Source organism: Pseudomonas sp. GNP012 (assembly GCF_054343835.1).
Genome location: NZ_JBTGUU010000001.1, coordinates 3,383,682 through 3,398,351 on the forward strand (window position 1 = coordinate 3,383,682; position 14,670 = coordinate 3,398,351).

Sequence of the window (14,670 nt, forward strand, 5' to 3'; positions counted from 1 at the left end):
CTACAGTTGAAATGTGCCGGACGGGAGAACTGTTGCTTAGTCTCAACGGACGATCACTCAGGCCAAGTCTGCAGTTAGACTCGGCCACAGCATTAGCCCACAACAATAAAGAGGTGCAGTTATGGCTCGTTTGCAGAACAAGGTCGCGGTGGTCACCGGTGGCGCTTCGGGGATCGGTCTGGCCTGCGTGCGCCGTTTCGCTGTCGAAGGCGCGCAAGTGATCGGGCTGGACATCGGCAGCGCACCGGCGGATTTCCCCGGCCTGTTCATGACCCTCGATGTGCGCGACGAAGCGCAAGTCCAGCAGGTCATGCAAGACGTCATCAGCCGCTTCGGGCGCATCGACATTCTGGTCAACGCCGCCGGCGTCGCCGACCAGGGCAGCGTGACCCAGACCACCACCGCCAACTGGCAACGGGTGATGGACATCAACCTCACCGGCAGCATGCTCACCAGCAAGTACGCGCTGGCGTCGATGGTGGAACAGCGCGGTGGTTCGATCATCAACGTCGGTTCGATCTTCGGCCTGCAAGGCTGCGACGGCAACGTGGCCTACAACGTGTCCAAGGGCGGCATCAACCAGCTGACCCGCTCGATGGCCATCGACTACGGCTACGCCAACATTCGCGTCAACGGCCTGTGCCCGGGCCTGATCGAAACGCCGATGACCAGCATGGTCCGTGACAATGATGCTTTCCACGCCTTCTTCGCCTCGCAGCACATGCTTAGCCGCTCCGGGCAACCGGAAGAAGTGGCCAACGTCGCACTGTTCCTGGCCTCGGACGAAGCGTCCTTTGTCAGCGGCCAGATGATCGCCGTGGACGGTGGTTTCTCCGCCGGTCGCCGTTTCGCCCCGCCCGCCCAGTAATTCGCAATCCGGCCGGGCGCCCTGCCCGGCCTACTCCCTTTTTCGCAACTGTCTTCTAACCGGGGAGGCCCCATGCCGCCTGTCGCCACCGCACTGACCATCGCTCAACTGTTCGCCAACGCTGCCCAGGCCTACGGCGACCGCCCGGCCATCGAGGACGCGGGCCACACCATCAGCTACCGACAACTCGACCAGTTGCGTCGCCAGGCTGCCCGCGCACTGCTGGCCCTCGACGTACAGGTCGGGGACCGCGTGGCGATCTGGGCGCCCAACGTATGGGAATGGATCGTCGCCGCCGGCGCCCTGCAAAGTATCGGCGCCGCCCTGGTACCGCTCAATACCCGGATGAAGGGCAGCGAAGCCGGCTACATCCTGCGCGAAAGCGGCACCTGCGTGCTGTTTGCCATCGGCGAATTCCTCGGCGCGGACTACCCCGGCATGCTGGCGTCGGAAGACCTGCCTGAGCTGCGCCACATCGTCAGCCTGCGCGGCGCCAATTCGGGCACTCTGGCCTGGGAGCGTTTTATGGATCTGGCGGCCGACGTGCCGCAACTGGCCTTGCGCACCCGCGAACAGAGCGTTGGCCCGCAAGCCTTGTCCGATGTGCTGTTCACCTCGGGCACCACCGGCAAGCCCAAGGGCGTAATGACCAACCACGGCCAGAACCTGCGCATCGTACGCGACTGGAGCGACATCGTCGGGCTGCGCGAAAGTGATCGCTACCTGATCGTCAATCCGTTCTTCCACTCTTTCGGCTACAAGGCCGGCTGGCTGGCCGCATTGATGCGTGGCTGCACCCTCCTGCCGCAGCAAGTGTTCGACGTGCAGGCCGTGCTTGAATGCGTGCAGCGCGAACGCATCACCGTGTTGCCCGGACCGCCGACGCTGTATCAATCGTTGCTGGCCCATCCACAACGCAGCGAGTTCGACCTGAGCTCCTTGCGGGTAGCGGTAACCGGCGCGGCGGCGATTCCCGTGGAGATGATCCACCGCATGCGCGACGAACTGGGGTTCGCCACCATCGTCACCGCGTATGGCCTGACGGAAGTCTGCGGTTTCGCGACGATTTGCCGTTCCGGTGATTCCGCGGAACTGGTCGCCAACACCAGTGGCCGGGCGATGCCTGGAGTGGAAGTGCGGTGTGTCGACAACACTGGCCGCAGCCAACCGGCGAACACTCCCGGTGAAGTGCAGATCCGCGGTTACAACCTGATGCAGGGTTACCTCAACAACCCCGAAGCCAGCCAGGAGCTTCTCGACGCCGACGGCTGGCTGCACACCGGCGACATCGGCATGCTCGACGAACAGGGTTACCTGCGCATCACCGACCGCCTCAAGGACATGTTCATCACCGGTGGCTTCAACGTGTACCCGGCGGAAATCGAACAGTGCCTGCTGACTTATCCGGGCGTGGCCCAGGCCGCGGTGATCGGTATTCCCGATGAACGCATGGGTGAGGTGGCGATGGCGTTCCTGTTGCCTGCACCCGGAATGGAAATCGAGCAGGCGCGACTCCTCGCCTGGTGCCGTGAGCAGATGGCCAACTACAAGGTGCCGCGCCGGGTGCAGGTGCTGCAGAGCATGCCGATCAATGCGGCGGGGAAAGTGACGAAGAATGTGTTGCGCGAGTGGGCATTGCAGCCAGTCAATTAATCCCAATCCCTGTGAGAGGGTGTAAGCAGATTTCGCATTCGATACAGACCAACTGTGGGAGCGGGCTTGCTCGCGAAGGGGTCATCAGCTTCAACATTATTGTTGACTGACACACCATATTCGCGAGCAAGCCCGCTCCCACAGGGTTTTATGTTTTACCTGCTACTGAGTCAAACCACCCGCGCCGGATGCTGTTGGCGCGGGTCACCTAGCATGGCGCGGTGGGACGGCGGCTGGCGGCCTTCGGCTTCGCTGATGCCGTAGCCGGGAGCGACTTCGGCGGTGATCAAGGTCTGTCCGGACAACGCCATCAACTGCGGATCATTGAGCAAGGCATGAATTACCCGCCCGTTGAACTGCGGGGTTTCGGCATGGGCGAGAAACGCCTGGTACTGCTCGCCGTGCTGCTCGCCGGCAATCCGGGTGCGTTCGGTCAGTTGCGGGCCGAGCCACAGCGACAATGCCGCCACGCCCTGCCCTTCAAAATCGATCGCCATGTCCGCCGCCAGCTTATCAACGCCAGCCTTTTGCGCGCCGTATGCCGGACCGTGCATGTAGCACCCGGCCCCGAACGACGACGTGAAGCAGATCAGCCCTTGGGCACTTTTGAGCAACAGCGGCGCGGCGTAGTAGCTGGCGATGTAGGCCGAGCGCAGGCCGACGTCGAGAATCCGGACCAGCTCCAGCGGTTTGGCCCAGAACGGCCCCGGTTCGATCAACTGGTCATGGATGAAGGCGGCGTTGTTCACCAGCAAATCCAGGTGCCCGCACTCTTCTTCTACGCGGGCAAACAAACCCTGAACCTGCGCGTCATCGGCGTGGTCACAGACCACCGCGATACCACGCCCACCGGCGGCAGTAATCGCCGCGGCGGTGTCCTCCAGCGAGCCGCGCAAGGCATGCCCGTACAGATTCGAGCCGCCCTGCGCCGGGGCGCGGCCAGTGATGTACACGGTCATGCCGGCCGCCCCGAGGGCCAGGGCAATGCCCTGCCCGACTCCGCGACTGGCGCCGGTCACTACGGCGATCTGTGGACGCTGGTTGTTCATTCGACACTCCCGAACAAGGTTTTCGCCGAAGCGGTTTCGCTCTGGCGCTTGATGTGATTGGCGGCCAGGTAGCCGAAGGTCATGGCCGGGCCGATGGTCGAGCCGGCGCCCGGATAGGTACGGCCCATCATCGAGGCGGCGCTGTTGCCGATGGCGTAAAGGCCGTTGATCGGTTGCCCGTCTTCGTGCAACACGCGGGCGTGCACGTCGGTCAGCAGGCCACCCTTGGTGCCGATGTCGCCGGCGTCGATGCGCACGGCGTAGAACGGCCCCTTGAGCAACGGCGCCAGGCACGGATTGGGCTGCACGTTCGGGTCGCCGTAGTAGCGGTCGAACAGTGAGTCGCCCTTGTGGAAATCCTCGTCGACACCCTGCTCGGCCATGCCATTGAAGCGCTGCACGGTGCGCAGCAGCCCGCCAGCGTCGACGCCGATTTTCGTCGCCAGTTTTTCCAGGCTCGACGCCTTGTGGAAGTAGTCACGCAGATGCTCGGGCAATTGCCAGTCGCGCTGGGCATAGCCCGGCAGCAAGGCACCGCACGGGTATTTGCGGCGGAACTCGGCGTCGAACACCATCCAGCACGGCACGCTCTCGCTGCCTTCGCGGTTGTTGGCGTACATCGCATAAACGATATCGGTATAGGGCGCGGCTTCATTGACGAAACGCTCCCCCGCCGCGTTGACCATCACGCACCCCGGCAAGGTTCGTTCGACGAACAACGCGCGCTGCTTCTCTTCGCCCTTGACGAAAGTGGTCGGCGCCCACCAGCTGTGCTCCATCAACGCGGTCCGCGCGCCGATGGCCTGGCCGGCGCGGATGCCGTCGCCGGTATTGTTCGGCGGCGTCGCACTCCAGTTGGCCCGGGACGGCTGCGGCAGGTACTGCTCGCGCATCGCCTGGTTACGCTCGAAACCACCGGCGGCAACGATCACCCCGTAACGCGCCTTGACGTGGAGCAACTGACCGTTGCGATTGACCCGCGCACCGCCGACCCGGTCGCCGACCAGCAGCAGTTCTTCGAGCGCACAGTTGAGCCACAGGGATTTGCCGCGATCCTGCAACGAACAGCGCAAGGCACCGATCAAGGCATTGCCCAGGGTCAGGTAGCGGTCGCGGCGGGACAAGCGCCGACCCTCGCGGTCACGCCAGTAACGCCACATCACCCGCAGCGTCAGGCGCAACCAGCCGGGGCCACGGCACAGCAGCACCTGCGCCTCTTTCATGGTCATCGCCATGCGCCCCATCATCAGGGTACCGGGAGACGGTGCGCGCATGCGCAGGAATTCTTCGCCGAGCTCAGCGGCATCGAAGGGTTGCGGATCCATCGAGCGATAGCCCGGTTTGCCGCCCGCGACTTCCGGGTAGTAATCGGCGTAGCGCGGTTGCGCCTCGAAGCGCACCCGGGTGTGTTTTTCCAGGTACTCGACCATCTCCCGGCCATGTTCGACATAGGCTTCGATGCGCCCGTCGTCGATCTCGCCATGGGTCACGGCGCGGATGTAGGCAATCGCTTCGACTGCCGAATCACTGCCGCCGAGCGCGTTGATCCGGTGGTTGTTGGGGATCCAGATACCGCCGCCGGACACCGCCGATGTGCCACCGTACTCGCCGCTTTTCTCGATCAGCAGCGCATTCAAGCCCAGGTCGTGGGCGCGCAGCGCAGCGGTCATGCCCCCGGCTCCCGAGCCAATCACCAACACATCACAGCACTCGTCCCATTTGATCCCGGCAGCGTTCATGCGATCACCCTTGTTCAGCGCCCATCAGGCAGAAACCGCCACCGCCGGATCTTCGCCCGGTGCAGTCGGTCTCGGGATTGTTCGCCGCACGCGCCGGGTGTTCATCGTCCGATGGGACTAAGGCTGGGACTGCGACAGCCCCGTACAAATCGCTTAGTCCGCTTGGACGATGTTGCGCGCAAGTCGTGACTCCATAGTCGCCCACAACACCAATCCCCCCCTGAAATGCAGGTCGGGCAGGTCTGACCTGGACCATGAGGACGACATGATAAAAACAATAATCGCCCCACCAACACAGCACCCTCGCGTACAGCTGGCATTGCTGTTGCTGGCTGGCGGATTAAGCGCTCACGTTAACGCCATGAGCTTTCAGCCGAGCGAAGACTTGAGCATCGACTGGGACACCACACTGACGTACAGCCTCGCCTGGCGGACCGAGTCTCGCGATCACAAACTGACTGCCGATGCCAACGGCAACGACGGCGACAACGCGTTCGACAAAGGCAGCCTGATCAACAACCGCAGCGGCTTTCTCACCGAAGCCAACATCAAGTGGCAAGACAACTACGGCGTGTTTGTCCGCGCAACGGGCTTCTACGACAACGTCTACGATCAGGGCAACGACAACACCACCGGCACCTCGAACTGCTTCGCCGGTGGCCATTGCAGCCAGCCCGACCGTTTCTCCCAGGACACCATCGACCAGCACCGCAATGAACTGCGTATGCTCGATTACTACGCCTACGGCACCTGGGACGTGAGCGGCCACGCCTTCAACGCACGCCTGGGTAATCAGGTGGTGAGCTGGGGTGAAAGCCTGTTCTACCCGGGTATCTCCGCAGCGCAGAGCCCGGTCGACGCGACCAAGGCGACCACCCCGGGCGTCGAGGTCAAGGAAATCCTGCTGCCGGTCGGCCAACTGTTCACCCAGTTCGCCCTGACCGAAAGCCTGGGTGTCCAGGCGTACTACCAATACAAGTGGGAAAAGACCGAGCTGTTCGGTGTGGGTAGCTACTTCTCCACCACCGACTTCATCGATGAGGGCGGCTTCAACGACGCCTCCGGTTTCGTTACCCGCCTCAAGGACGACAAGCCGAGCGACAGCGGCCAGTACGGTCTGGCCTTCACCTACGCCGCCGAGTCGTTGAACAACACCGAGTTCGGCATCTACTACTCGCGCTATCACGACAAGACCCCGTCGCTGGACTTTGCCTCGACCCTGGGTCGCTACCAGGTGCGCTACTTCGACAACATCGACCTGTTCGGCGCGAGCTTCGCCACCGTGCTGGGCGACGTCAGCTGGGCCGGTGAAGTCAGCTACCGCGACGGCACGCCAGTGATGGTAGACAACGGTTTCTCCAGCCCCGTGCGTGGCAAGACCGTGCAGGCGCAAACATCGTTGATCTACGTGCTCGGCCCGACCGCCTTCGCCGACAACACCACCCTGACCGGCGAGGTGGCCTACAACACCGTGGTCAGCAACGACAAGTCGCAGCCGGTCACCCTGGCGCCGGGCTTCGCGCTGCCGGGAACCGACAGCCTGGTCTATGACCGCGATGCCTGGGGCTACACGGTGCAGGCGAACTTTGACTACAACGACGTGTTCAGCGGATGGGACATGTCGGTGCCTGTCACCTTCAGCGCCGCCGCCCACGGCGACAGCTCAATGGTCGGCTCGATCAACGCCGGCCAGAACGATAACCGCGCCAGCATCGGCAGTTCGTGGCGCTACCTGGGCAACTTCACCGTCGAGGCCCGCTACAACGCCTACCTCGCCAGTGCCAACAACAGCCCGTTGGCCGACCGCGACAACGTCGCGCTCAACTTCAAGTACCGGTTCTGATTCCCCTGTCGGAGGAGCACAGCATGTCCAGATTCACCCAAACATTATTGAGCACGGCGCTGACCGTCGGCCTGCTCGGCAGTGGCCTGGCCTACGCCAAGGTCAGCCCCGAAGAAGCCGCCCGCCTGGGCCAGGACCTGACCCCGATGGGTGCCGAAAAAGCCGGCAACGCCGACGGCAGCATCCCGGCCTGGTCCGGCAAATGGCGCGGCCTGCCGCCCGGCCTCAAATACGCCGGTCCGGGCACGCCGTACCCGGACCCGTACGCCGCGGAAAAACCGCTGTTCGTGATTGATTCGAAGAACATGGACAAGTACGCCGACAACCTGACCGATGGCCAGAAAGCGTTGCTCAAGCGCTACCCTGATACCTTCAAGATCCCGGTGTACCCGAGCCACCGCGACTTCCGCTTCGATCAGCGCCTGGAAGACCAGATCAAGAAAAACGCCGTCACTGCCGAACTCGACAATGACAACAACGACACGAAAAACGCCTGGGGTGCTTCGCCGTTCCCGATTCCGAAGAACGGCAGCGAGTTGATGTTCAACCATACCTTGCAAGGGCGCGCCAACACCGAAGAAGCCAACTATGGCCAGGCGGTGATCTACTCCAACAAGGAAAAGGTGCTCGAAGAGGTCAACTACAAGATCTTCTCGATCTGGTCGAGCCCGGACAAGACCCTGGATACCGCCAACGGCGTGCTCACCAACTTCCTGATCACCACGCTGGAGCCGGTGCGCAAGAAAGGCGAGATCGTGGTCGGCCACGAGTTCATCAACCCGACCGCCTCCCCGCGCCAGGCCTGGCAGTACAGCCCGGGCCAACGCCGGGTCCGTCGCGCACCGACCGTAGGCTACGACTCGCCGACCGGCGCCGGAGGTTTTCGCGTGTACGACGAAGACCGTCTGTTCAACGGTGCGCCAGACCGCTACAACTGGTCCATCGTCGGCAAGAAAGAGATCTACATTCCGTACCACAACTACAAGATCGATGACCCGAGCGTAACGACCGACCAGATCCTGGACACCACCGGTCACGTCGATCCGCAGTACATGCGCTACGAGAAACACCGCGTCTGGGTGTTGCAGGCCAACCTCAAGGAAGGTGCCCGCCACGTATACGCCAAGCGCGTGCTGTACCTTGACGAGGACACCTGGTCGGCAACCATGGCCGACAACTACGACAGCCGTGGCCAGTTGTGGCGCACCAACATGCAGACCTCGATCTACGCCTACGAGATGCAGCGCTACCACGCTCGCCTCGGCATCTACCACGACCTGATCGCCGGCTCCTACCTGGTTGACCGCATGCTGGTCGATCAGAAACCGGCCAAGCTCAACGCCACCGCCTTCACCGAAGACGAATTCACCCCTGGCAACCTGCGCAAACTCGGCACCCGCTAAACTCACCGCGCCCCGACCGATTTCTTCGGTCGGGGCGTTGTGCTTTGTAAAGTCCGCGCCTCCCACGGAAAAGTCCCCATGAACAAACTCCTCACCGGCGTCATTGCCATCGCCAGCGTTGGCCTGTCGATGCAAGCCAGCGCCCTGAACATCCTGCTGACCAACGACGATGGCTGCCGCGCACCCGGCATCGATGCGATGTACCGCGCCCTGACCGCTGCCGGACACACAGTCACCCTGGTCGGTCCGTTGAACGACAGCAGCGGCATCAGTGCCGCCAGCGTGGTCGTACCCGGCCAGGCCCTGGCGGTGACCGAACTGGCGCCGGGCCGGTATTGCGTCGGACCACCGGAGGGCTACACCCCGCCTGCCGGCAAGACCTCAGCCATCGGCACGCCGGTGGATGCGGTCAACGTCGGCCTCGACGTGATCCTCAAGGATTCACCGCCGGACCTGGTGGTCTCGGGCAGCAACTTTGGCGAAAACGTCGGCCCGCTGACGCAGATGTCCGGCACCCTCAACGCGGCTGTGCGGGCGATGTTCAAAGGGGTTCCGGCGGTGGCGGTGTCCACGGCCATCGACATGGACCTGATCATCCGCGACCAGCAGGCCGGGTACCGCAAGACCCTCGGCGCGATGGACGACACGGCGCGCTTTGCCGTGAAGGTGATAGACCAGGCGAGCCTGGCCGGTACAGAAGCCAAACAGGCCTGTGCCAGGAGCAAACATCAGTGTGATTTGAACGTGCTGGGCCTGCCGGATGTCAGCGGCCTGAACCTCAACTACCCACCGCTGAAACCCGATGAGGTCAAGGGCGTGAGCTTTGCCCCGATCGGCAACTGGGACCGGGTGAACTTCACCTCACAACGTGGCGCCGATGGCGTGGTCCACGTCAACCTGGCCCCGCCGTCGACACCGACCGACGTCCAGCAAAAGGCCGATGCCTATCTACTGTGGCAAGGCCATGCAGTGATCACCGTGATCGACGGCAACATGACGGCACCGGCGGCGGTGCAGGATCAGGCGAAGAAGATGTTGCAAGGCATCAAGCCTTAAGCCAATGCAGATGGGGAGTACGCAACTCCTGTGAACCACCCCAATCACTGTGGGAGCGAGCTTGCTCGCGAAGAGGCCGGCACATTCAACATTGATGTTGACTGACCGACCGCCATCGCGAGCAAGCTCGCTCCCACAGAGCTAGCGGGTGTACGCAATCTCTGCGGGGTATCCAACAATCATTGTGGGAGCGAGCTTGCTCGCGATAGTGGCAACGCGGTTACGGATCAAACCCATATCGCGTCCCACAGCGGATAATCGCCCAGCTTCCCCACCAATCCCGCGCGCAGCGGGTTGGCGACGACATATCGAGCAAGCTTTACCAGATCGTCATCTCGCCTCAACGCCCGATCGTGATAGCCCTGCTGCCAAAGACTGCCTTTACGTCCGACGGACATGTTCACGGCTCGCGTACTCAATGATTTGGTTTTTTGCATCAGTTGACTGAGTGAGCACTGCTGCAGTTCGATCAACCAATGAAAATGATCGGGCATGACGACCCAGGCTAAAGAGTTCGCCCAGTATTGTTCCTGTGCAAACTGAAATTGCTTGACGACCAGCCTGCCCAAACCGAAATCCTTGAAAACCGGTTCTCGGCCCAGCGTGTTGCTCGTCAGCAGGTAAATCCTGTTGGGTTCAGGATAGCGGCCTGTGCGCAGGCGATGTGAGGCGGGTAAATCCGGCATTCCTTTGCCCTCTACATGGTGAGTTCAGGAGAAAGGCTAGACCGGTGGATGCTTGAGAGTTGGGTCAGCTTTTGACTGGATGTGTCTGATAGATCGTCATCGCGAGCAAGCTCGCTCCCACAGGGTTTGTGGGTGTACACAAAATACGCAACCAACCGAAGCTACTGTGGGAGCGAGCTTGCTCGCGATGAGGCCGGCACATTCAACATGGATGTTGACTGACCGACCGCCTTCGCGAGCAGGCTCGCTCCCACAGGTTCAGGTGTTGGCTTTAGTTTGCGGGTTGAAACGGCACAAACTCGGTCACTTCCAGATCGAAACCGGACACCGCCTTGTACGGCACCGGCGAACTCATCAAGCGCATTTTGCGCACGTTCTGGTCGCGCAGGATCTGGGCGCCGATGCCCAGGGTCCGTTGCGGAAACTGCGGTGTGCGCGGCTTGGCGCCGCTGCGCTGGCGCAGTTGTTCGAGCACGCCGTCGGCGGTTTCCTTCTGTGCCAGCAATACCAGTACGCCGTTACCAGCGGCGGCGATGCTCGCCAGCGAGCGTTCGAGGGTCCACTGCTGTGTCCCGCCTTCGCTTTCACACCCCAGCACGTCACGCAACGTCTCGATGCTTTGCACCCGCACCAGCACCGGTTGCGTGCTGTCGATCCGGCCCTTGACCAGTGCCAGGTGCAACGCGCCCTGGTAGGTGTCCTGATAGGTCGTCACCTGGAACTCGCCATGGAGTGTCTGTAACGGATACTCACCGCCGCGCTCGATCGTGCCTTCATGCAGGATGCGGTAGTGAATCAGGTCGGCAATGGTGCCGATCCGCAAGCCATGACGCTGAGCGAATTCATGCAACTCGGCGCCACGGGCCAGTTCGCCGTCCTCGTTGAGAATGCCCACCAGGGTGGCCGCCGGTTGCCGCCCCGCCAGCCGTGTCAGGTCACAAGCGGCCTCGACATGACCGGCCCGCTGCATCACGCCGCCGGGCAAGGCCTGCACCGGGAAGATATGCCCCGGTTGCACCAGGTCCGCCGGTACGCTGGCCGGGTCGACCGCCACCTGGATCGACCGCGCCCGGTCTGCCGCCGAGATGCCGGTGGACACCCCGGTGGCGGCTTCGATCGAGCGGGTAAACCCCACGCCATGTTGCGCCCGGGAGTTGGGCACCATCAGGTCCAGGCCCAGCGCGCGGCAGCGCTGCTCGGTCAAGGCCAGGCAAATCAGCCCGCGTGCCTGCACCGCCATGAAGGTGACGGCCTCGGCCCCGGCCTGTTCGGCGGCCATCAGCAGCGAGCCTTCGCCGTTGTGTTCATCGTCGGTAATCACCACCATTTGACCGGCGCCGATGGCCTCGATCAGTTGCGGCACCGTGTTGAAAACCAGGCCGCTCATTGGAGTGCCCCGCGCAAATCGGCGCAAGCGTCTGTCAACGCTTGTGCTGCGGCTTCAACAAACGGCGCCATGCTGATAAAGCCGTGGATCATGCCTTCGTAACGCTGCACGCGCACCGCCACACCGGCTTCGCGCAGGCACTCGGCCAACGCTTCGCCCTCGTCCCGCAGCGGATCGAACCCGGCGCTGAACAAGGTGGTCGGCGGCAAGCCTGCCAGGCTTTCGGCTCGCAATGGCGAGGCCAACGGATCATCCGCCTGTCCATCCTCTTGCAGGTATTGCTGCCAGAACCAGCGCATCGCCTTGGCGGAAAGCAGGTAACTTTCGGCGAATGCCTCGAAGGACTGACTGTCGCATCCGGCATCGGTGACCGGGTAGAACAGGCACTGATAGCTGATCTTCGGTCCCTTGCCTTGCGCCGCCAGTCGGCTGACCGCCAGCGCCAGATTGCCACCGGCGCTGTCGCCGGCCACGGCCAGCCGGCTGCCATCGACGCGCAGTTCAGCCGCGTGCTCAACCAGCCAGCAGGTGGCCGCATAGCAATCGAGGGGCGCCGCCGGGAACGGGTGTTCCGGGGCCAATCGATAAGCCACGGACACCACCACCGCCTCGGTCTGGCGCGCCAGCGAGCGGCAAAGATTGTCGTGGGTATCGAGATTGCCCATGACAAATCCGCCGCCATGGAAAAACACCAGCAACGGCAGGTCGGGCGCTTGCGATGGCCGGTACAGCCGTGCATCCCGATCACCGTCCGCGCCGGCCACTTTCAGATCGCGCACCTCGCTCATCGGATCGCCGGGGATGGCCGGCAGCAGGTTATCGGAGAACTGCCGGTACTGAGCGGCATCGACCTGGCTGAAATCGGGTTCCGGGAGGTCGCGAAATTGCTGGAGAACCCCGGCGATCTGCTTATCGAGCGGCATGGGCATCGTCCTCTACGTCGGTCATTTGAAATTGCGGATTGGTCTCGCCCAGGATGCTTTGTACCCGCCGCTCGAGGGCCGGTTTGAAACCCTTGTGGGGCAGGATCCAGAAGCGTTTTTGCGCGACGGCGGCGAACACTAGCGCGGCCAGCTCCGCCGGGGTCATGCCCTGGCGAATAGTGCTGTCGAGCAGTTGACTGAAGTCGGATCCGGCGGTGTCCACCACCTGGTTCGATGCCATGATTTCACTGGCCACCGGCCCCGGGCACAGCACCGAAACCGACACCTGTGCACCGAGCATGGCGAGTTCGTAATGCAGGGTTTCCGAGAGCGCGACCACGGCCTGCTTGGTCACGTTGTACGGTGCCATCAGCGGACTACTGACCAGCCCGGCAAGGGACGCGGTGTTGATCACATGGGCCGCCCGGCCCTGGCTGAGCAACAGCGGCACAAAGCTGCGAATGCCGTTGATCACGCCGCCCAGGTTGACGTCGAGCATGCGCTGCCATTGCGCCTCGGTGATTTCCCAGCTGAAGCCGGTCTGCATGACGCCGGCGTTGTTGAACAGCAGGTCGACCCCGCCAAAGTGCTCGACAGCCCGGTCACGCAAGCGCTCGACCTGCTTCACCTCACCGACATCGGTGACGCAGGCAATCGCTTGCACACCACCGGCCTTCAATTCGTCGCACAGCGCTTGCAAGCCCGCCGCATCCCGATCCGCCAGCACCAGGCGCATGCCCAGTGTCGCCGCGTGTTCGGCCAGGCCACGGCCAATACCACTGGCGGCCCCGGTAATCACCGCGACCGGCCCTTGTTCATTACTCATCGCCAACTCCTGCCATGGGTCCAATGGCGCCAGTAGAGCGGGCCGGCTTGAAGCAGCCATCGTCCATTCAGACGATGCCCGCTTTTACAGGGGCGGCAGAATCCCTTACATGCGCCAACCCCGTGATCCCTTGGGAGAATAATAAGATGAGTACCCTGCACCGCATCGAAGCCAAACTGCTTCAAGACCGCTACGCCCGTGGCTGGCATTGCCTGGGCCTGGCCGCGCAATACCGCGACGGCAAGGCCCATCGCCTGGAGGTGTTCGGCACCCGCTTGGTGGCGTTCCAGGGTGAAGACGGCGAACTGCATATTCTTGATGGCTACTGCCCGCACATGGGTGCCGACCTGAGCACCGGTTGCGTTGAGGGCAACTCGATCCGCTGTCCGTTCCACGCCTGGCGCTGGGGCGCCGATGGCGTGTGCGACGACATCCCCTACGCCAAACGCATTCCGCCACGGGCCAGGATCAAGAGCTGGCCGATCATGGAAGAGAACCAGCTGTTGTTCGTCTGGAATGACCCCGAAGGCAACCCGCCGCTGCCGGAACAACGCATTCCGCGCATCGACGCCTGCTACAGCGACGAATGGGCCGAGTGGGAAGTCGCCGAGTTGCAGATTGGCACCAACTGCCGCGAACTGATCGACAACATCGCCGATATGGCGCACTTCGGCACAGTGCACGGCGCGCCGGTCGATGAGTTCATCAATGTTTTCGAAGGCCACCTGGCCACCCAGATCATGCGCGCCCGCAGCGAACGCTTGTCCGGCGACAGCGTGTTGACCACCGAAGCCACCTACTTCGGTCCGGCCTATCAGATCACCGAAATGAACGGCGCCATGAATGGTCAGCCGATCCATTCGATCCTGCTCAACTGCCACGTGCCGATCGATCTGGACAGCTTCACCCTGCGCTACGGCGTGCTGGTGAAAAAAATCCCGGGGCTCAGCGAAGAGCAGAACCAGGCGATGGCCAAGGCCTACGTGGCACAGGCCCAGGCAGCATTCTACGAAGACGTGGCCATCTGGCACAGCAAGACCCGCGTCGACAACCCGCTGCTGTGCGACGGCGACGGCCCGGTCTATCAGTTGCGCCGTTGGTACGAGCAGTTCTACACCGACGTCGAGGCGCTGTCGGCGGACGTTGCCGAACACAAGAAGTATGTCGTGCGCGCCAGCGAACGGGTCTGACGCCAGCGGTTTTTCGCCCGCCCCGGGCCTGATTGGCAGCCGCCTGT

Annotated in this window: 12 protein-coding genes; 6 read left to right on the forward strand and 6 right to left on the reverse strand. The window is 62.9% G+C overall.

Features of this window, described 5'->3' with window-relative positions:
- Positions 1-121 precede the first annotated feature (121 nt).
- Positions 122-868: an SDR family NAD(P)-dependent oxidoreductase gene (locus ACXX83_RS15105; protein WP_217835782.1), complete on the forward strand. Its 747-nt coding sequence runs from the start codon at positions 122-124 to the stop codon at positions 866-868.
- A gap of 72 nt (positions 869-940) precedes the next feature.
- On the forward strand, positions 941-2,521 hold the full coding sequence (locus ACXX83_RS15110) for a FadD3 family acyl-CoA ligase (protein ID WP_458548980.1): 1,581 nt from the start codon (positions 941-943) through the stop codon (positions 2,519-2,521).
- A gap of 170 nt (positions 2,522-2,691) precedes the next feature.
- Here ACXX83_RS15110 and ACXX83_RS15115 read toward each other — a convergent pair whose 3' ends face one another.
- Positions 2,692-3,570, reverse strand: a complete 879-nt coding sequence (locus ACXX83_RS15115) for an SDR family NAD(P)-dependent oxidoreductase (RefSeq protein WP_458548981.1) — start codon at positions 3,568-3,570, stop codon at positions 2,692-2,694.
- A complete protein-coding gene (locus ACXX83_RS15120; protein ID WP_458548982.1) occupies positions 3,567-5,309 on the reverse strand; it encodes an FAD-binding protein in 1,743 nt (580 codons plus the stop codon). The genes ACXX83_RS15115 and ACXX83_RS15120 overlap by 4 nt, the downstream gene beginning before the upstream one ends.
- 265 nt (positions 5,310-5,574) lie before the next feature.
- Between ACXX83_RS15120 and ACXX83_RS15125 the strand changes: the two genes are divergently transcribed.
- From ACXX83_RS15125 to surE, 3 genes are all read left to right on the forward strand, one after another.
- The gene (locus ACXX83_RS15125) at positions 5,575-7,152 is read left to right on the forward strand and encodes a DUF1302 domain-containing protein (RefSeq protein ID WP_458548983.1); all 1,578 of its coding nucleotides are present in this window, start codon (positions 5,575-5,577) and stop codon (positions 7,150-7,152) included.
- A 23-nt stretch (positions 7,153-7,175) separates the two neighbouring features.
- Positions 7,176-8,555 carry a DUF1329 domain-containing protein gene (locus ACXX83_RS15130; protein ID WP_458548984.1) on the forward strand — a complete coding sequence of 460 codons (1,380 nt, stop codon included), beginning with the start codon at positions 7,176-7,178 and terminating at the stop codon, positions 8,553-8,555.
- Positions 8,556-8,633: 78 nt separating this feature from the next.
- Entirely contained in the window at positions 8,634-9,611 is a 978-nt protein-coding gene (gene surE, locus ACXX83_RS15135) for a 5'/3'-nucleotidase SurE (RefSeq protein WP_458548985.1), read from the forward strand.
- Positions 9,612-9,838: 227 nt separating this feature from the next.
- Here surE and ACXX83_RS15140 read toward each other — a convergent pair whose 3' ends face one another.
- The 4 genes from ACXX83_RS15140 to ACXX83_RS15155 form a co-directional block, all read right to left on the reverse strand.
- Positions 9,839-10,297 carry an REP-associated tyrosine transposase gene (locus ACXX83_RS15140; protein ID WP_015094263.1) on the reverse strand — a complete coding sequence of 153 codons (459 nt, stop codon included), beginning with the start codon at positions 10,295-10,297 and terminating at the stop codon, positions 9,839-9,841.
- Between the two features lie 271 nt (positions 10,298-10,568).
- The gene (locus ACXX83_RS15145; protein ID WP_458548986.1) at positions 10,569-11,684 is read right to left on the reverse strand and encodes a 3,4-dihydroxy-2-butanone-4-phosphate synthase; all 1,116 of its coding nucleotides are present in this window, start codon (positions 11,682-11,684) and stop codon (positions 10,569-10,571) included.
- Positions 11,681-12,607 carry a LipP1 family hormone-sensitive lipase gene (gene lipP1, locus ACXX83_RS15150; protein WP_015094261.1) on the reverse strand — a complete coding sequence of 309 codons (927 nt, stop codon included), beginning with the start codon at positions 12,605-12,607 and terminating at the stop codon, positions 11,681-11,683. The genes ACXX83_RS15145 and lipP1 overlap by 4 nt, the downstream gene beginning before the upstream one ends.
- The gene (locus ACXX83_RS15155; protein WP_015094260.1) at positions 12,594-13,433 is read right to left on the reverse strand and encodes an SDR family NAD(P)-dependent oxidoreductase; all 840 of its coding nucleotides are present in this window, start codon (positions 13,431-13,433) and stop codon (positions 12,594-12,596) included. Before ACXX83_RS15155 ends, lipP1 begins: the two co-directional genes overlap by 14 nt.
- A gap of 146 nt (positions 13,434-13,579) precedes the next feature.
- Between ACXX83_RS15155 and ACXX83_RS15160 the strand changes: the two genes are divergently transcribed.
- Positions 13,580-14,623: a 3-ketosteroid-9-alpha-monooxygenase, oxygenase component gene (locus tag ACXX83_RS15160; RefSeq protein WP_015094259.1), complete on the forward strand. Its 1,044-nt coding sequence runs from the start codon at positions 13,580-13,582 to the stop codon at positions 14,621-14,623.
- Positions 14,624-14,670 lie beyond the last annotated feature (47 nt).

Bases quoted from the DNA above. Each gene is read 5' to 3' on its own strand.
- ACXX83_RS15155 (WP_015094260.1), bottom strand. From the start codon at position 13,433: ATGAGTAATGAACAAGGGCCGGTCGCGGTGATTACCGGGGCCGCCAGT.
- ACXX83_RS15115 (WP_458548981.1), bottom strand. From the start codon at position 3,570: ATGAACAACCAGCGTCCACAGATCGCCGTAGTGACCGGCGCCAGTCGC.
- ACXX83_RS15125 (WP_458548983.1), top strand. From the start codon at position 5,575: ATGATAAAAACAATAATCGCCCCACCAACACAGCACCCTCGCGTACAG.
- ACXX83_RS15145 (WP_458548986.1), bottom strand. From the start codon at position 11,684: ATGAGCGGCCTGGTTTTCAACACGGTGCCGCAACTGATCGAGGCCATC.
- ACXX83_RS15120 (WP_458548982.1), bottom strand. From the start codon at position 5,309: ATGAACGCTGCCGGGATCAAATGGGACGAGTGCTGTGATGTGTTGGTG.
- ACXX83_RS15140 (WP_015094263.1), bottom strand. From the start codon at position 10,297: ATGCCGGATTTACCCGCCTCACATCGCCTGCGCACAGGCCGCTATCCT.
- ACXX83_RS15130 (WP_458548984.1), top strand. From the start codon at position 7,176: ATGTCCAGATTCACCCAAACATTATTGAGCACGGCGCTGACCGTCGGC.
- ACXX83_RS15160 (WP_015094259.1), top strand. From the start codon at position 13,580: ATGAGTACCCTGCACCGCATCGAAGCCAAACTGCTTCAAGACCGCTAC.
- ACXX83_RS15110 (WP_458548980.1), top strand. From the start codon at position 941: ATGCCGCCTGTCGCCACCGCACTGACCATCGCTCAACTGTTCGCCAAC.
- ACXX83_RS15105 (WP_217835782.1), top strand. From the start codon at position 122: ATGGCTCGTTTGCAGAACAAGGTCGCGGTGGTCACCGGTGGCGCTTCG.
- lipP1 (WP_015094261.1), bottom strand. From the start codon at position 12,607: ATGCCGCTCGATAAGCAGATCGCCGGGGTTCTCCAGCAATTTCGCGAC.
- surE (WP_458548985.1), top strand. From the start codon at position 8,634: ATGAACAAACTCCTCACCGGCGTCATTGCCATCGCCAGCGTTGGCCTG.